This is a genomic window from Sorangium sp. So ce119, assembly GCF_051524405.1.
In the GTDB taxonomy this organism is placed as follows: domain Bacteria; phylum Myxococcota_A; class Polyangia; order Polyangiales; family Polyangiaceae; genus Sorangium; species Sorangium cellulosum_G.
The window spans coordinates 2,216,889-2,233,811 of record NZ_CP150310.1 but is presented as its reverse complement, the minus strand read 5'-3'; the positions used below and the strand labels follow the sequence as shown (position 1 = coordinate 2,233,811).

Sequence of the window (16,923 nt, the reverse complement as noted above, 5' to 3'; positions counted from 1 at the left end):
GAAGCGACGCCGTGCGCTCCTCAGGAGCGATCGCGACGCCATAACGCAACGCGCTGCGAGCAGCCTTCCCGACAGTGTCGGCGGCCGCTCACAGCGAGCGCATTACGACGGTAGCACAGTTCTCGTTACGCTTTGCCGCCGAGCCCGAAGCCATCGTGCAACGCGCGCACGGCGAGCTCAGCGTACTTCGTCGAGACCAGGCACGAGATCTTGATCTCGCTCGTGGAGATCGCCTGGATGTTGATCCCCTCCGCCGCGAGGAGCTGGAACATCCGCGCCGCCACGCCCGCGTGCGTGCGCATCCCGAGGCCGACGATCGACACCTTCACGATGTCCTCCTCGTACCGGATGCCCACCGCGCCCACGCCGCCGGCGATCTTCTCCATCACGAGCTTCGCCCGCGGGAGATCCGCCTTGCCGACCGTGAACGTCACGTCCGCCTTCACCTCGCCGGACGCGCCGCGCGCCTCCTGGCCGTAGCTCGGCGCGTTCTGGATGATCATGTCGACGCTGATGTTCTCCTCGGCCAGCGCGCCGAAGATCTGCGCCACCACGCCCGGCTTGTCGTCGACGCCGACCAGCATCACCCGCGCCTCGTTCCGGTCCAGGGCGACGCCCGTCACCGTCACGCTCTCAAGCGACTTGTCCTCGCCGACGACCCACGTGCCCGGCACGTCCGAGAACGACGACCGCACGTGCACCGGGACACCATACTTCATCGCAACCTCCACGCTCCGTATCTGAAGGACCTTCGCGCCCAGCGACGCGAGCTCCAGCATCTCTTCGTAGCTGATCCGCTCGATCTTCCGCGCCGTCTTGCAGATGTTCGGATCCGTCGTGTAAACGCCGTCGACGTCCGTGTAGATCTCGCACTCGGCGCCCACCGCCGCCGCGATCGCGACCGCGCTCGTGTCGCTGCCGCCGCGCCCCAGGGTCGTGATGTTCCCGGCGTCGTCCACGCCCTGAAAACCGGCGACGACCGCGATCTTCCCGCCGGAGAGCGCCTCGTGCAGCCGCTGCGCGTCGATCGCCTTGATCCGCGCCTTGGTATAGGCGCTGTCCGTCAGGATCTTGAGCTGGTGGCCAAGGAAGCTCCGCGCGTTGCCGCCCTGCGCCTGGATCGCGATGGCCATCAGCGCCGCCGAGACCTGCTCGCCGGTCGCCGCCAGCGCGTCCATCTCCCGCGCGTCAGGCACGGGCGCGATGTCCGACGCCAGCTTGAGCAGCCGGTTCGTCTCGCCGGCCATCGCGCTCACGATGACCACGACGTCATGACCGGCCCGCTGTGTTTCAAGCGCACGCGCGGCCGCCCGCTGGATGCGCTCGATGGACCCGACGGACGTGCCGCCGAACTTCTGGACGATGAGGCTCACGCGAGGTGTGGCCAACTAGTCCAACGTGGACGCCCGGGTCAAGAGGATTTTCGACATCACCGCGGACAGACGAACACAGCATGTCGCGGAAGAACCACCCCCTCCTCCACGGTCGAACCCGGGATAGCCCGAACATTCCACGCCCAGCGCAGGCCCGATCGCCGGGAATAAACCCCCGGACCCCGCCGCTTCGGGTCGGCGCTGTTGACAGAGATCCCCCCGTCGCTACGATGGCGCCGCCTTTCGCCTGGGTAATGGGCGATCCAGGGCGCCCCGACGGCGCGCCCGTCGGTCAGGGCGGGGGATCGCGAAGGCGAACCGCGGGGCAGGTCGCTCCGCGTCCAAGGAACCATCGAAGGAGGTCATTTTGGCTAGCGATGTGATGATCGAGGCGAGCTCGCTGACCAAGCGCTATGGGTCGCTGCGCGCGCTCGACAAGGTGAGCTTCGAGGTCCATCGCGGCGAGGTCGTCGGCTTCCTCGGACCGAACGGGGCCGGCAAGTCGACGACGATGCGCATCCTCACCTGCTTCATCTCGGCTTCGGCCGGGACGGCGCGGGTCCACGGGTACGACGTCTTCGACGAGCCGCTCGATGTGCGCCGCAAGCTCGGGTACCTGCCCCAGCGCGCCCCGCTTTACGGCGAGATGAACGTCTGGGAATACCTCTCCTTCGTCGCCGACATGCGCGGGCTCGATCAGTCGGTGTTCAAGAAGCGGATGAAGGGGATCGTCGAGGTGTGCGGCCTGGCCCAGGTGCTCGGCAAGGACATCGGCACCCTCTCCCACGGCTACCGCCAGCGCGTCGGCCTCGGGCAGGCGCTCGTCCACGACCCGCCGATCCTCATCCTCGACGAGCCGACGAGCGATCTCGACCCGAACGAGAAGGCGGAGGTCATCCGTTACATCAAGGAGATCGGCAAGGAGCGGACCATCCTGCTCTCCACCCACAACCTCTCCGAGGTCGAGGCCGCCTGCGCCCGCGCCATCATCGTCTCCAAGGGGCGCGTCGTCGCCGACGGCCCCCTCGACGAGATCCGCGCCAAGAGCGGCAAGGTCCGGTACGTCATCACCGTCCACGAGAAGCGGGTCTTCGAGGGCGGCGGGGCCGGCGCCCGCAAGCCCCCGACCGCCCAGGAGGTCCAGGAGGCGCTCTCCAGGCTGCCCGGCGTCACCAGCGTCACCGAGCTGCCGACCGACGACAGCGCCCACAGCTTCCAGCTGCTCGGCGCGCTCGGCGGGGACATCCGGCCCGAGCTCTTCCAGCTCATCGTGCAGAAGGGCTGGCTCCTCCTCGAGATGCGCCGCGACTCGCAGAGCCTCGAGGACGTCTTCAAGTCGCTCACGCGCGGCGACGAGCGCAAGGACCGCGGCCGCAAGCTGATCACCGACGACGAGGACGAGGACGAGGCGAACGCCGCGGCCGACGACGAGGAAGAAGACGACGACGAGGACAGCGCCGCCGACGAGGCCGCGAAGGACGACGACGACGGCGACGACGAGGAAGGCGCGGAGGACGAAGCGCCGGCCAAGAAGAAGGGCTGAACGGTATGAGCACCACCCTGACCATCGCGAAGCGGGAGTTCCGCTCCAACTTCGATTCCCCCCTGGCCTATGTCGTGATCTGCTTCGGGCTGATCGCGCTCGGCGTCATCTTCTTCTTCATGAACGGCGGCTTCTGGCAGGCGGACCGCGCCTCGCTGGTGCAGCTCTTCACGTGGGCGCCGGTAGGGCTCTCCTTCCTCATCGTGCCCGTCATCACGATGCGCCTCCTCGCCGAGGAGAAGCGCAGCGGCACGCTCGAGATGCTGATCACCCTCCCCGTGCAGGACCACGAGGTCGTCCTCGGCAAGTTCCTCGGCGCGTGGGGGCTCGTGCTCGTGCTCGTCTTCTCGACGATCCTCTACCCGATCCTGATGTTCTCGTGGCCCTGGCACCTCGGCGCGCTCGACACCGGGCCCGTGGCCTCGGGCTACATCGGCCTCGTGCTCTACAGCGCGGCGGCGGTCTCGATCGGCCTCCTCATCTCGTCGCTGACCGACAGCCAGGTGATCGCGTTCTTCATCACCTTCCTGGTGCTCGCGTTCCTGCACGGCGTGGACAACTTCTCTGACTACGCCCCGTCGTTCATCCGCGACGTCCTCTCCTTCATCAGCTTCGACACCCGCCTCGCGCCGTTCGCGCGCGGCATGGTGTCCACTCGAGACATCGTCTTCTTCCTCTCGGTCACCGCAGGCTGCCTCATGGCCTCGTTCAGGGCGCTCGAGCGCAGGAAGTGGGCGTAAGGACTACCATGGAACGGAAAGTCAAAGCCGCGACGCAAACAGGCGTCTACCTGGCCATCGTGGCCGCAATCCTCGTGGTGGCCAACGTCATCTCGCTGAGCGCCTACAAGCGCATCGACATGACGAAGAACGAGAGGTTCACCCTCTCGAAGGGCTCGGCGCACCTCGTCCGCGAGGGGCTGAAGCAGGATCTCCAGATCGACGTCTACGTCACCCGGGGGCTCCCGAAGCACGAGGCGTTCATCCAGGACCTCACCGACCTGATGAACGAGTACGAGCAGGCCTCGAACGGCAAGCTCCGCTACGCGATCATCGAGGCCAAGACGGACGAGCAGCGCGCCGCCGCGAAGGAGGCGGGCCTCCAGGAGGCCGCGTTCGGCGAGGGGAGCGAGACCGGCCAGGACCAGGCCACGATCACCCGCGGGTTCATGGGCATCGCCTTCAAGTACGGCAGCGAGAAGGAGGCGATCCCGATGCTCTCGCCCGACCAGGCGCAGGGCCTCGAGTTCTGGATCACGAACACCATCCGTGAGATCCGCGACAAGGCGGACGGCATCGACACCAAGATCGGGATCGTGACCGGCAAGGACGAGATCAAGGTCGGCGACGCGAACCTCGTCGCCGCGCAGGGCGGCCGCGGCGGCCCGTCGATGCGCGCGCTGCTCGAGCACCACTTCCCGTTCTACAAGTTCGAGGACGTCGACCTGAAGGGCGGCGACAGCGAGATCAACAAGGAGCTCGCCGGCCTCGTCATCACGCAGCCGGGCAAGGAGTTCACCGAGAAGGAGCTGCGCCGCATCGACCAGTTCCTGATGCTCGGCAACAAGGCGCTCGCCGTGTTCGCCGGCGCGGTGAACCTCAAGGCGTCCGACCCCGCCATGAAGGCGACGCTCAACACCTGGGGCCTCGAGAAGCTGCTCGACGGCTACGGCGTCGAGATGAAGAAGGAGGCGATCCTCGACTGGAGCCGCTCGATGGCCATCCCGGTGCAGACGCAGACGGGCCAGCTCATGTGGTTCCGCGCGCCGGGCATCCTCCAGCTCCAGGAGGACAGCCGCCTCGACGAGGACGAGCAGATCCTCGACTCGTCGTTCCCCGGCTTCTTCCGCCTGCCCGAGCTCGCCTTCCCCTTCCCGTCGACCCTGGTGCCGCACCCGGAGAAGCAGCCCGAGGCGACGATGAAGGTCGTCGCCCGCTCGACCCCGAAGACCACGATCGACACGTCCGAGAACATCGACATGAAGTTCTCGGCCGAGTGGAAGCCGAAGGGCGAGTACGCGCAGCGCGCGATCGCGGTGACGATCGAGGGCAAGCTCAAGAGCGCCTTCGGCGGCCAGGAGGGGCTCGGCATCTCGGCGCCCGCGGAGAGCGCGGACCGCGGCCGGATCCTCGTGCTCTCGGCGTCGCAGTTCCTCGCGAACCCGTTCGCCCGCTCGGGCAACCCGCCCCCCATGCCGCCGCAGATGCAGATGATGGGCGGGATGGGCGGCGACGAGGATCTCCAGATGCTCTCGCAGTCGTACGCGCAGAAGTACCTGACCGCCACCATCCTGGCGTTCAAGAACACGCTCGACTGGATGGCGGGGGACAGCACGCTGCTCGCCGCGACCGCGAAGATGTTCAGCGAGACCAACCTGACCTACGCGGACATCGAGAAGCCGAAGCAGGAGGCCACGGACGACGAGGCCACCCTGGCCAAGAAGGCCGAGGAGTACCGGGCGGAGCGGAAGACCGTGCAGCAGCGCGTGCAGTGGACGCTCACGATCCTGCCGGCGGCCCTCTTCGCCGTGTTCGGCCTCGTCCGGTGGCGGCGGCGCGAGAGCGCCCGCGAGAACATCACGCTCGACTGAGCCAGAGCCCCGTGGGGTGAAAGAGCCATGAAGACCGAGCACAAAATCTACATCGCCCTCGTCGTCCTCGCGCTCCTCGGCGTCGGCGTGTTCTTCACGCAGAAGAAAGAGAGAGCGGAGCGCGAGGCGCACTCGGTGACCGCCGCGTCGGCGGATCTGCCGAGCATCGGGGTGTCGAAGGACGAGATCGAGAAGATCACGAAGCTCTCGATCAAGAACGCCGACAAGTCCGACGTGACGCTCGAGAAGAAGGGCGACACGTGGGAGGTCACGAAGCCCGTGAGCGCCAAGGCGCACACGGCGAACGTGCGGAGCATCCTCGACAACCTGAAGGAGCTCAAGCTGAAGGAGGCGATCGACCGGACGACCGCCACCTACGGGCAGTACGAGCTCACGGAAGACAAGGCCGTCCACGTGGTCGCCTACAAGGGCGACGAGAAGGCGCTCGACGTCTACTTCGGCAAGAGCGGCTCGCGCGGGCAGATGGCGCGCGTCGAGGGGAAGGACGGCGTGTACGTCGCGGGTGGCTACTCGAGCTACCTCTACACGCGCGAGGCGAAGAACTGGCGCGAGAACTCGATCCTCAAGTTCGAGGACGAGAACGCGATCCAGGCCTCGGTCGAGAACAAGAACGGGCTGTTCAGCTTCTCGAAGAACGACGACAAGTGGACCGGCACGTTCGCGCCGCGCGACAAGGCCGGCAAGATCGGCGCGGCCTCCGCGAAGTGGGAGAAGTTCGACGAGGCCAAGGTGAAGGACCTGCTCCGCGCCTTCCAGGGCCTCGGCGCGGAGGACTTCGGCGACGGCAAGTCCGCCTCCGACACGGGGCTCGACGCGCCGACCACGAACGGCGGCATCGTCAAGCTCAAGCTGAAGGACAACGGCGGCGACTTCACCGTCAACGTCGGCAAGACCGCGAAGGGGCAGAGCCGCTACGCCACGAAGGAGGGCGGAGACGGCACCATCTACGTGATCTCGTCCTGGTCGGCGGACTGGGCCCTCGCGGAGCCGAAGAAGTTCGAGAAGACCGAGAAGAAGGACGACAAGAAGGGCGAGGACGCCCATGAAGACGAGGCCGCGGGCCACATGGACATGGGCGGCATGGAGTAGCCGGCGACATCGCGCATGAGATCGGGAGGCGCCGGGAGACCGGCGCCTCTCGCGTTTTGTGGACCAGGGCCGCGCGGCACGTATGCGCCGCGGAGAACCCGAGGCAACGCCCCGGCAGCCGTGGTAATCGGTCGCGCCGGTGCCGGCCCGCCCGCGTCAGCGCCCGGGCCAGAGACGGCGCCACGACGCCGGGAAGCGCCTTCGAGACCGCGCGAAGTTCGTTTCGCACCCAGGGTGCCATGTGACGAATATTCGACGCACTCTGCGCACGGTTTTTCGTCACTCAGGGCGAGCCTGCGCGGCGTCAGGGAGAGCCCGCGCCGCGAAATCAGGCTCGAATACTGGACTTCATTGTTTCCTGTTTGCCCTGGCCCGAATTTCGCTTATGGCTGCGCTCACTCCGGCCCGGGGCGTCCCTGTGGGACGGATCCCTACGTCCGGTCAGCGTGAGACGACAGACAGCCATGCGAACGTTCGTCGAAGTCCTCCAGCAAAATGCGGTGCACGCCGATCGAGCGGTCACGTTCGTTCGCAGCTCGGGGGAGGAGCGATCGGTCAGCTACGCCGAGCTCTGGCTCGAGGCGCAGCGCAGGGCGCACGCGCTCCGCAAGCTCGGGCTCCGCAAGGGTGACCGCGTCGCGCTCATCCTGACCGAGGCCGACGAGTTCGTCCTCACCTTCGTGGGAGCGCTCACGGCGGGCATCGTCGCCGTCCCGATGTATCCGCCGCAGTCGCTGGCGAAGCTCGAGGCGTACAGCGAGACGGTGCAGCACATCCTCGCGGCGTCCGGCGCGCGCGTGCTGGTCACGAACGAGCAGCTCAAGGAGATGATCGACGCGTACCTCGCCGCGAACGGCCACGTCGGGGCGCCCGGCGGGCAAGGGCTGAAGATCGTGGTCGAGCGCGACCTGCGCGAGGCCGATGGCTCCGACGCCCCGGGCGCGTCGGAGCCCTGGCAGGTGTCGCTCGACGATCTCGCGTTCCTGCAGTTCACGTCGGGGAGCACCTCGCGCCCGAAGGGCGTGATGGTGACCCACCGCAACCTGTCGGTGAACAGCCACGCGATCATGTTCGACGGGCTGCGGTCCACCCCGGAAGATCGCGGCGTGAGCTGGCTGCCCCTCTACCACGACATGGGGCTCATCGGCTTCGTCATCGCGCCGCTCTACGCGCTCGTGCCGGTGATGTTCCTGCCGACGACGGCGTTCATCCGCCGCCCTTCTCTCTGGCTCGACGCGATCCACAGGTTCCGCGGCACGATCACCTTCGCCCCGAACTTCGCCTTCGCGCTCGCGACCCGCGCCGTCACCGACACGCAGGCGGGGAGCTGGGATCTCTCCTGCCTGCGCGCGCTCGGGTGCGGCGCGGAGCCGATCCAGGCCGACGTGCTGCGCGCGTTCCTGGACCGCTTCGGCAAGCGGGGGCTCCGCCCGCAGAGCATCCTGCCCTCGTACGGCATGGCCGAGGCCACGCTGGCGATCACCTTCAGCGACCTCGAGGCCCCGCTCACCACCGACCGCGTGGACGCGAAGGCGATGCAGGCCGGGAAGGCGCGGCCCGCGAACGGCGGCGCCTCGCTGGAGCTCGTGTCCTGCGGTCGCCCCCTCCCCTGCTACGAGCTCATCATCGCCGGGCCGGACGGGGCGCCGCTCGGCGAGCGTGAGGTGGGCGAGATCTGGGTGCGCGGTCCGAGCGTGGCGGCCGGGTACTTCAACGAGCCGGAGCAGACGGAGGCCGCCTTCGGTGGGGGCTGGCTGCGGACGGGCGATCTCGGCTATACCGTCGCCGGCGAGGTGTACCTCTGCGGCCGCTCGAAGGATCTCATCATCCTGGGCGGCAAGAACTACTTCCCCCAGGACATCGAGCGCGTCGCGTCCTCCGTGGAGGGCGTGCGCGCCGGCCACTGCGTCGCGTTCTCGTGCCTCGGCGACTCGGGGGCCGAGCGGGCCGTGGTCGTCGCCGAGGCCAAGCGGAGCGTCGCCGGCGTGGCGCAGGCGATCACCCAGGCCGTGCGCGCCGAGCTCGGCGTCCAGCTCTCCGAGGTCGCGCTCATCAAGCGCGGGACGCTGGCGAAGACGTCGAGCGGCAAGGTCCGGCGCCGCGAGATGAAGCGGCGCTACGAGGCCGGCGAGCTCGAGGGCGCCTCGGAGCTCGACGAGGGCGTCCTGCCCTCTGCCCATGTCGACGCGGACCGCGCGAGCGGAGCGACGTCGCGAACCGAAGGGGGCCGCGCGGGCGGCGCCCCGGCACGTGTCGAAGGAGTCATCGATGGGATCCAGTAAGGCCGAGGTCGAGGTCAGCTACGACGTCTCGAACGAGTTCTTCAGGCTGTGGCTCGACGAGCGCATGAACTACACGAGCGCCGTGTACGAGTCCCCCGAGCAGTCGCTCGAGGCCGCGCAGCTCAACAAGCTCCGGATCCTGTCGGACTTCGCGAAGGTGACGCCCGAGAAGAAGGTCCTCGACATCGGCTGCGGCTGGGGCGCGGCGCTCGAGTACGTGGCCACCTCGCGCGGCGTGAAGCGCGCCGTCGGCGTCACCCTGTCCACCGCGCAGGCCGCGGAGGTGAACGCCCGCAAGATCCCGGGGGTCGAGGTGATCGGCGGCGACTTCCGGACCTTCACGACGGCCGAGCGGTTCGACAGCCTGATCTCGATCTGCATGATCGATCACCTGTGCTCGCCCGAGGAGGCGCGCCAGGGCAAGGCGATCGACATCTACCGGGCTTACTTCAAGAAGGCCTGGGAGCTCACGAACAAGGGCGCCTGGTTCGGCCTCCAGACGATCCTCCGCAACCGGACGCCGCGGATGACGCCCTGGGGCGGGCTCCCCGCCGGCACGCGGAAGGACCTCGAGGACATCTATTTCGTCACCAAGGAGATCTTCCCCGGGGGCTTGAACCCGCGGCTCGAGGACATCATCCAGGCGGCGAACCCCTACTGGGAGGTGATGCAGGTGAACACCCGGCGGGAGCACTACCAGCGCACCACCGCGGAGTGGCTACGCCGGCTCAGGCTGAACGAGAAGACCATCCGGTCGACGTGGGGGGACAAGGTCTTCGATGACTACGATCGTTACCTGTCGACGTGCGTGAACGCGTTCGACAAGCACTACAGCTCCCTCGCTCAATACGAGCTTCGCAGGATCGACTGAACCATGACGGACAAGACCAATCTGCTCGAGATGTTCAAGACGGTTGCCGCCCGCGTGGACAAGCGCGAGTTCCCCAATGTCACCGCGACGTCGGTGATCACGGAGCTCGGCATCGACTCGCTCTCGATGATGCAGATCGTCGGAGAGATGGAGACGGAGCTCGGGATCATGATTCCGGACGAGGATCTGGTCGAGCTCATCACCGTGGGCGACCTCTGCAAGAAGGTCGGGGAGCGGCTGGAGGCGAGCGCATGAGCAGGCTGGAGGAGAAGATCTTCCGGGAGTACATGGCCTTCTTCGAGAAGGCGGAGCGCGAGCGCCGCTGGAACCTCTTCCAGGACATCCCCTGGGAGCGGGTGAACAAGGAGGCGAGCGAGGAGCTCGCGCTCTGCGCGGAGACGTTCTGCTCGGTCGAGATGTACCTGCCCGACTACGTGGCGAACGGCATCAACCTCGTGCGGAGCTACTTCGGCCAGGCGTGGTTCCAGGCGAACTGGGCCTACGAGGAGTCGAAGCACTCGCTCACGCTGATGCAGTATCTCCTCCGCTCCGGCAAGCGGACCGAGGAGCAGCTCACCGACCTGCAGAACCAGCTCTTCGCGAAGCAGTGGAACCTCCCGTTCCACACGCCGCGGCAGATGACGTTCTACGGCTGCGTTCAGGAGATGGCGACGTTCGTCATCTACGTGAAGCACCGGGAGCGGGCGGCGGCGGAGAACGACGAGTGCCTGCGGACGATCTACGACTACATCGCCCGCGACGAGATCGCCCACTGCCGCTTCTACCAGAGCGTCATCAAGGTGCTGCTCGAGGAGGACCGGGAGGGGACGCTCGCGGACATGGCGCACGTGTTCGCCAACTTCGAGATGCCGGGCGTCGGGATCGTCCCCGACTACGACTCGCGCATCCTGAAGATGCGCGAGGCCGGCATCGACCGGAACGTGTTCATCCAGAAGGTCTACATGCCGATCCTGAAGTACCTCGGGGTGGGCCGGCACGAGATGCTCGCCGCCCAGCGCGCCGCGATCGACCTGCGCCGCAGCGGGGATCGTCGCCGCGACACGTCGATCGAGGGCCTCGCGGGCGCCCCCGCCGTGAAGGACGCTCCGCAGGCGCTCTCCGCCTGAACCTCTCTCCCCTGGCCTCCCCTCTCCCACAAGAACGAGCACCCCGATGCGAAGGCGGGTCGTCGTGACCGGGATCGGCGCCGTCTGCCCGCTGGGCAACGACGCCGCGACCACCTGGCAGAACCTCCTCGCCGGCAAATCCGGCGTGGACTACATCCGCGACTTCCCCGTCGACAAGCTCCGCAGCGACATCGCCGCCAGCGTGAAGGGCTTCGACGTGGGGCAGTACCTGTCGCCCAAGGAAGCGAGCATCTACGGCCGGGTGACCCACCTGAGCCTCGCGGCGGCCGTGGAGGCGCTGCGCGAGGCGGGCATCGCGCCGGTCCAGCGCGCCACCGCGGCGGACGACGAGGCGGCGGAGAGCGCCGGCGCAGCGTCGCCGGCCGCCGTCGCGGCGCCGGCGACCGGCGGCCTCGATCGCACGCGCGTCGGGTGCCTGATGTCGACCGGGATGGGCTCCGTCGATATCTTCGAGGAGCAGGTCGCCCGCAGCGCGGCGCGCGGGCCGAGGGCGGTGTCGCCCTTCTTCATCCCGGGCGTCATGCCGAACGGCGCCGCGGCGCTCATCTCCATGCGCTACGGGCTCATGGGGCCGTCGTACAACCTCGCGAGTGCGTGCGCGACGGGCACGCACTCGATCGCGACCTCGGCCCTCATGATCGAGGCGGGGGAGGCCGACGTGATGGTCGCCGGGGGCGCCGAGGCCGCGACGCGGCTCAACACCGTCGCGGGGTTCGGCAACGCGAAGGCGCTCGCCCGCGCGGTCGACGGCGATCCGACGCGCGCGAGCCGCCCGTTCGACCGGCGCCGCCAGGGCTTCGTGATGGGCGAGGGCGCGGGCGCGCTCGTGCTCGAGGAGGAGCAGCACGCGCTGGCGCGCGGCGCGAGGCCGCTCGCCTACGTGGCCGGCTTCGGGATGACCACGGACGCGGAGCACCTCACGCGTCCGCACTCCGCCGGGCTCGGGCTCGCGCTCGCGCTGGAGCGCGCCCTCGCGCGTGCGGGCGCCGCGCCGGAGGCGATCGGCTACATCAACCCGCACGCGACCTCGACGCCGCAGGGCGACGCCGCGGAGGTGCTCGCGCTGCGGCGCGTGTTCGGCGATCGGCTCGCGCGCATCCCGATCTCGGCGACCAAGTCGATGATGGGGCACCTGCTCGGCGGCGCCGGCGCCGTGGAGACGATCGCGGTCGTGTGCTCTCTCCGCGATCAGCTCCTGCACCCGTCGATCAACGTGGATGAGCTCGATCCGGGCTGCTCCCTGGACGTCGTGCGGGAGCGGCGCGGGGTCGACGTGCGGTACGCGGTGAAGTCCTCGGCGGGCTTCGGCGGGCACAACTGCGCGCTCGTGCTGGAGCGGGCGTAGGCGCCCCGGCGCCCTCCAGGCCACCGCTGGCGGTCCCCTCCGCCCGGCGCTAGGTGGGCGCCATGGCAGCCCACACGAACCGGCTCGCGAGCGAGTCGTCGCCGTACCTCCTGCAGCACGCGCACAACCCGGTCGAGTGGTACCCGTGGGGGGCCGAGGCGCTCGACCTCGCCCGGAGCGAGGACAGGCCGATCCTCCTGTCCATCGGCTACGCCGCCTGCCACTGGTGCCACGTGATGGAGCGCGAGTCGTTCGAGGACGAGGCGATCGCCCGGCGCATGAACGAGCTCTTCGTGAACATCAAGGTCGACCGGGAAGAGCGGCCCGACCTCGATCACATCTACCAGCTCGTCGTGCAGCTCATGGGCCGGAGCGGCGGCTGGCCGCTCACGGTGTTCCTCACCCCTGATCAGCGGCCCTTCTTCGCGGGCACGTACTTCCCGCCGAAGGACAAGTTCGGCATGCCCGGCTTCCCGAAGGTCCTCGACGCGGTCGCCGACGCCTACAGGAGCCGGCGCGACGAGGTCGAGCTCCAGGCGCAGGAGATCACCCAGGCCATCGAGCGCACGCAGCGCGCGCCGGGGCGAACCGCAGCGCCGGCGAGCGCCGACAGCGCCGCCACGATGGACCTGCTCCGACGCGCGTCGCGGCAGCTCCTCGCGCGCTTCGACAACCACCACGGCGGGATCGGCACGCGGCCGAAGTTCCCGAACACGATGTCGCTCGACGTGCTGCTCCGCCGCGGCGCGCTGGAGGGCGATCGCGTCGCGGCCGACAGCGTCGAGCTCGCGCTCGACCGGATGCGCGACGGCGGGATCTGGGACCACCTGCGCGGCGGCTTCCACCGCTACTCCACGGACGAGCGCTGGCTCGTGCCGCACTTCGAGAAGATGCTCTACGACAACGCGCTCCTCCTGCGCCTCTACGTCGACGGCTTCCGCGCATTCAAGAAGCCGATCTACGCCGAGACGGCGCGCGAGCTCGTCGGTTATCTGTTCGCCGAGATGCGCGACCCGGAGGGCGGGTTCTACGCATCGCAGGACGCCGACTCCGAGGGGAGCGAGGGCAAGTTCTTCGTGTGGACGCTCGACGATGTGCGCGCGGCGGTCGGCGAGGATCAGCTCGCGTACGACGTGGCCCGCCTCGTCTTCGGCATCACCGAGGAGGGCAACTTCGAGCACTCCGGCGCGACGGTGCTGTCGCAGCACCGCACGGTGGAGCAGGCCGCGGCCGTCCTCGACGCGGGCGCGGGCGCCGGGACGCACCTCGAGCGGTGCCGCGAGGCGCTCGCGCGCGCCAGGACCACGATGCTCGCCGCGCGCGAGGCGAGGCCCCGGCCGGCGCGCGACGACAAGGTGCTCGCGAGCTGGAACGGGCTGCTCATCGGCGCGCTCGCCGATGCGGGCCGCGCGCTGGATGAGCCCGCCTGGGTCGACGCCGCGGCGCGCGCGTTCGCGCTGTTCGAGCGGAAGCTCCTGCGCGACGGCCGGGTCGGCCGGTACCTCAAGGACGGCGCGCCCGGCGGCGCGAGGGCCGAGCGCGGCGGCGCCGGCGCGGCCGCGCTCGACGTGCGGCCGGGGTTCCTCGACGACCAGGCGTACCTCGGGAACGCGGCGCTCGACCTGTACGAGGCGACCTCCGATCCGCGCTACGTCGGCGTCGCGCGCGCGATCGCCGACGCGATGATCGCGCGCCACTGGGACGAGGCCGCGCGCGGGTTCTTCTTCACGCCGGACGACGGCGACGCGCTGATCGCGCGCACGCAGGACATCTACGACCAGGCCGCGCCGTCGGCCGTCTCGATGGCGGCGCAGCTCTGCCTGCGCCTCGCCGAGATCGCCGACGAGCGCTACCTCTCCCCGGCGGAGCGGCAGCTCGAGGCGCTCGCGCCGGCCGCGCTCGAGAACCCGTTCGGGCTCGGCCAGACCGTGTGCGTGCTCGACCGCGTGGCGCGCGGCAGCGTGACGGTCGTCGTGGTCGGCGAGGCGGGCTCTGCAGCGGCCGGCGACCTCACCCGCGAGGCGTTCAAGGCCTACCTGCCGAACCGGGCGGTCGTCGTCGTGGATCCGGCGCGCCCGGAGAGCGCCGCGGCGGTGAAGGTCGTCGCCGAGGGGAAGCCGGCGCGCCCCGGCCAGGCCGTGGCCTACGTCTGCCGCGGGCGAGCATGCTCGGCCCCTGTCACGGAGCCGGCCGAGCTCAGGGCTCTGCTGGGGTAGTGCGGCACGCGCGGAGCTCGCACGGCCCGCGGTCCGGGATGCGCTTGCACGAGCACCCGGACACCGGGCCCGGCGCGTGGGTCTGAGCGCACCCGCGCCCCACGCCCTCGGCGCGGGCCTCGCTCGGCGCGCAGATCTCCACATCGAGCTTCGCGTCGTCGTCGAAGTCCGTGACGAAGGTGCAATCGCACTGGTAGGGCGCCCCCTGCTCGGGGCGGCACGCGCACGAGAGGACCGCGAACAGCAGAGCTCCCGCGCGCGCCGCCCCGCCCCGGCACCTACGGCGTGACCGTGCCGCCACTGCTGCCGCCGGCGTTGTTGCCGCCCGCCTTGTTGCCGCCGGTGTTGCTCTCCCGGATGTGGAACTCGACGCGGCGGTTCTTCTGGCGCCCGGCCTCGGTGTCGTTGGTCTCGATCGGCCGTCTCGGCCCGAAGCCTGCCGCCGTGAGGCGGGCCGGGTCGATGCCGCCCCGCTCGATCAGGTAGGTCCTCACCGAGTGGGCGCGGTCGTTCGAGAGCTTCTCGTTGAGCTGGTCGGAGCCGCGGTTGTCCGTGTGGCCCTCGATCGCGACGAGCGTGATCTCCGGGTTCACCTTGAGCAGCCGGACGACCTCGTCGAGGATGCCATAGCTGTTCTGCAGGATCCTCGCGCTGCCGGTCGCGAACTGCACCTGCTTCAGGATCTGGATCTCGCTCGACCCGGTGATCCGGCGGATGAACTGCGGGCAGCCGTTCTTCGCCGGCTCGGGGCTGGGCTCGCCCGGCTCCTTCGGGCAGGCGTCCTTCGCGTCCGCGATGCTGTCCTCGTCGGCGTCGTCCTCCGGGCAGCCGTCGGCGTCGTTGATCTTGTCGAAGTCCTCGGGCTGATCCGGGCACTTGTCGCTGGTGTCGGGGATGCCGTCGCCGTCGCGATCGGGCAGCGCCGGGCAGCCGTCGCTCGGGTTCGGCATCTTGCCGTCCTCGGGATCGGTCGGGCAGAGGTCGATGTCGTCCGGGTAGCCGTCCTTGTCCGTGTCCGCGGAGCGCGGCGGGGGCGCCTGGAAGCGCCTGCCGGGCGACATGGGCTCGACGTCCGAGATGCCGAACGCGTAGCCGATGACGCCGACCAGCCGGAAATCCGGCGCATAGCCGCCGCTGAGCCGCGTCCCGCCGCCGACCCCGAGCCACCCCTTCTTCTTCTCGTCGAGGGCGAGACGCCCCTCGGCCATCCACTCGAGCGGGGTGTTGTCTCCGGTGAACGTCGTGCCCCGGCCGAGGCCGGTGGACCCGAAGATCTGCGCGCCGAGCCGCATCGTCCCGTTCCGCAGCGGCACGAAGCCGCCGACCCCCCAGCGCCACTCGTTCGACACGTTGAATTCGTTGAGCGAGGCGAACGGGCGGAACTGCACCCCGGTGTTGAGCACGAAGAACATCGACTTGAGGTCGATCTCGCCCGAGACCCCGACCAGCGCGCTCGTGCTCTTGTCGCCGGAGAACGAGTAGGCGTGCCCCGTCGGCACCCACGCCGCCGCGTTGACGCCCAGCTTGAAGGAGCGGTCGTCGGAGCGGTACAGGATGGCCCGCGCGTCGAGCCGCATGTCCATGATCGCGGCCGCGGACGGGCTCGCCGCGTCCTGCGCGCCGCCGACGTCCGAGTCGTTCGTCTGGTTGCTCGTCTGGAATCCGACGAACGGCAGCCCCACCTGGACGCTGAAGCGGTCGAGGAACTCGACGCCTCCGTTGAGGTACCCGATGAACTGCGAGGACACCGGCGCGCCATGTTCCCTGCTGAACCGCTCCGCGGAGCGCTCGTCGTTCAGCATGTTCTCGACCCGGAAGGGGTTGAGGCCGAAGCCCAGCCCGAACTGCCCGAAGAAGCGCGTCTGCGGCGCCACCTGCGGCCGCCAGAGCGCGATCGAGTCGTCGGGAGCGCCGGCCATGTAGAGCCGGTCCAGGTAGAACGTTCTGGTCTGTGCGCTGGCAGGGAGCGCGCCCAGGAACAACGCTCCCGCCGCAGCAGCGCCCAGCGCGCGTCGCCTGACGCTCCGCGCAGTCACGTGCTGCTTCTCCCCCCTGTGTCCTCCGGTGCGCGCCAAATTCCCTCCTGTGACCCGTCTAGAACGGCCATCGCGGTCGCTCGGAGGCTACACGCTAACCCAGGTACCTAGAAAGGTGAGAGAGAACGGCGAAACGGGGCCACGCCGCGTCGTCTGGTGTTGACCTGAGCCGAATGCCGTGCTTTCTTGCGCGCCCGCTTGACGTGCGGCCAGGTTGCCGCCGTTCGCGGTCCAGAACGCCAAGGGACCACCAGCCATGAAGCGCACCTACCAGCCCCATAACACCCGCCGCGCCCGGACCCACGGCTTCCGTGCGCGAATGGCGACCGCCGGCGGTCGCAAGGTCATCAACAATCGCCGCCGCAAGGGCCGCGCCCGGCTCGCGCCCACCATCTACAAGAAGTAACGC

The 16,923-nt window shown here is 69.2% G+C and carries 13 protein-coding genes; 11 read left to right on the top strand and 2 right to left on the bottom strand.

Going from position 1 to position 16,923, the window contains the following annotated elements:
• Window positions 1-125 precede the first annotated feature (125 nt).
• The gene (locus tag WME76_RS08735; protein ID WP_437962092.1) at window positions 126-1,373 is read right to left on the bottom strand and encodes an aspartate kinase; all 1,248 of its coding nucleotides are present in this window, start codon (window positions 1,371-1,373) and stop codon (window positions 126-128) included.
• Between the two features lie 367 nt (window positions 1,374-1,740).
• On the opposite strand from WME76_RS08735, the gene WME76_RS08730 reads away from it, so the two are divergent.
• From WME76_RS08730 to WME76_RS08685, 10 genes are all read left to right on the top strand, one after another.
• Window positions 1,741-2,916, top strand: a complete 1,176-nt coding sequence (locus tag WME76_RS08730) for an ATP-binding cassette domain-containing protein (RefSeq protein ID WP_437959707.1) — start codon at window positions 1,741-1,743, stop codon at window positions 2,914-2,916.
• A 5-nt stretch (window positions 2,917-2,921) separates the two neighbouring features.
• On the top strand, window positions 2,922-3,656 hold the full coding sequence (locus WME76_RS08725; RefSeq protein ID WP_061605784.1) for an ABC transporter permease: 735 nt from the start codon (window positions 2,922-2,924) through the stop codon (window positions 3,654-3,656).
• Window positions 3,657-3,664: 8 nt separating this feature from the next.
• On the top strand, window positions 3,665-5,506 hold the full coding sequence (locus tag WME76_RS08720; protein WP_437959706.1) for a GldG family protein: 1,842 nt from the start codon (window positions 3,665-3,667) through the stop codon (window positions 5,504-5,506).
• Between the two features lie 27 nt (window positions 5,507-5,533).
• Window positions 5,534-6,616, top strand: coding sequence for a DUF4340 domain-containing protein (locus WME76_RS08715; RefSeq protein ID WP_437959705.1), 1,083 nt, complete (start codon window positions 5,534-5,536; stop codon window positions 6,614-6,616).
• A 464-nt stretch (window positions 6,617-7,080) separates the two neighbouring features.
• A complete protein-coding gene (locus WME76_RS08710; protein ID WP_437959704.1) occupies window positions 7,081-8,898 on the top strand; it encodes a fatty acyl-AMP ligase in 1,818 nt (605 codons plus the stop codon).
• A complete protein-coding gene (locus WME76_RS08705; RefSeq protein WP_061605780.1) occupies window positions 8,885-9,769 on the top strand; it encodes a class I SAM-dependent methyltransferase in 885 nt (294 codons plus the stop codon). Before WME76_RS08710 ends, WME76_RS08705 begins: the two co-directional genes overlap by 14 nt.
• A gap of 3 nt (window positions 9,770-9,772) precedes the next feature.
• Window positions 9,773-10,024: an acyl carrier protein gene (locus WME76_RS08700; protein WP_437959703.1), complete on the top strand. Its 252-nt coding sequence runs from the start codon at window positions 9,773-9,775 to the stop codon at window positions 10,022-10,024.
• Complete coding sequence (locus WME76_RS08695) at window positions 10,021-10,896, top strand: acyl-ACP desaturase (protein WP_437959702.1); 876 nt, start codon at window positions 10,021-10,023, stop codon at window positions 10,894-10,896. The genes WME76_RS08700 and WME76_RS08695 overlap by 4 nt, the downstream gene beginning before the upstream one ends.
• A gap of 46 nt (window positions 10,897-10,942) precedes the next feature.
• Window positions 10,943-12,262, top strand: a complete 1,320-nt coding sequence (locus tag WME76_RS08690; RefSeq protein ID WP_437959701.1) for a beta-ketoacyl-[acyl-carrier-protein] synthase family protein — start codon at window positions 10,943-10,945, stop codon at window positions 12,260-12,262.
• 62 nt (window positions 12,263-12,324) lie between these two features.
• Window positions 12,325-14,478 (top strand): thioredoxin domain-containing protein, encoded by a 2,154-nt coding sequence (locus WME76_RS08685; RefSeq protein WP_437959700.1) that lies wholly within the window; start codon window positions 12,325-12,327, stop codon window positions 14,476-14,478.
• A 278-nt stretch (window positions 14,479-14,756) separates the two neighbouring features.
• Here WME76_RS08685 and WME76_RS08680 read toward each other — a convergent pair whose 3' ends face one another.
• A complete protein-coding gene (locus WME76_RS08680; RefSeq protein ID WP_437959699.1) occupies window positions 14,757-16,514 on the bottom strand; it encodes an OmpA family protein in 1,758 nt (585 codons plus the stop codon).
• 256 nt (window positions 16,515-16,770) lie between these two features.
• Here WME76_RS08680 and rpmH point away from each other — a divergent pair, with 256 nt between their 5' ends.
• Window positions 16,771-16,920, top strand: coding sequence for a 50S ribosomal protein L34 (gene rpmH / locus WME76_RS08675; RefSeq protein ID WP_012235155.1), 150 nt, complete (start codon window positions 16,771-16,773; stop codon window positions 16,918-16,920).
• Window positions 16,921-16,923 lie beyond the last annotated feature (3 nt).

Bases quoted from the DNA above. Each gene is read 5' to 3' on its own strand.
- WME76_RS08720 (WP_437959706.1), top strand. From the start codon at position 3,665: ATGGAACGGAAAGTCAAAGCCGCGACGCAAACAGGCGTCTACCTGGCC.
- WME76_RS08700 (WP_437959703.1), top strand. From the start codon at position 9,773: ATGACGGACAAGACCAATCTGCTCGAGATGTTCAAGACGGTTGCCGCC.
- WME76_RS08710 (WP_437959704.1), top strand. From the start codon at position 7,081: ATGCGAACGTTCGTCGAAGTCCTCCAGCAAAATGCGGTGCACGCCGAT.
- WME76_RS08715 (WP_437959705.1), top strand. From the start codon at position 5,534: ATGAAGACCGAGCACAAAATCTACATCGCCCTCGTCGTCCTCGCGCTC.
- WME76_RS08685 (WP_437959700.1), top strand. From the start codon at position 12,325: ATGGCAGCCCACACGAACCGGCTCGCGAGCGAGTCGTCGCCGTACCTC.
- WME76_RS08705 (WP_061605780.1), top strand. From the start codon at position 8,885: ATGGGATCCAGTAAGGCCGAGGTCGAGGTCAGCTACGACGTCTCGAAC.
- WME76_RS08725 (WP_061605784.1), top strand. From the start codon at position 2,922: ATGAGCACCACCCTGACCATCGCGAAGCGGGAGTTCCGCTCCAACTTC.
- WME76_RS08690 (WP_437959701.1), top strand. From the start codon at position 10,943: ATGCGAAGGCGGGTCGTCGTGACCGGGATCGGCGCCGTCTGCCCGCTG.
- rpmH (WP_012235155.1), top strand. From the start codon at position 16,771: ATGAAGCGCACCTACCAGCCCCATAACACCCGCCGCGCCCGGACCCAC.
- WME76_RS08695 (WP_437959702.1), top strand. From the start codon at position 10,021: ATGAGCAGGCTGGAGGAGAAGATCTTCCGGGAGTACATGGCCTTCTTC.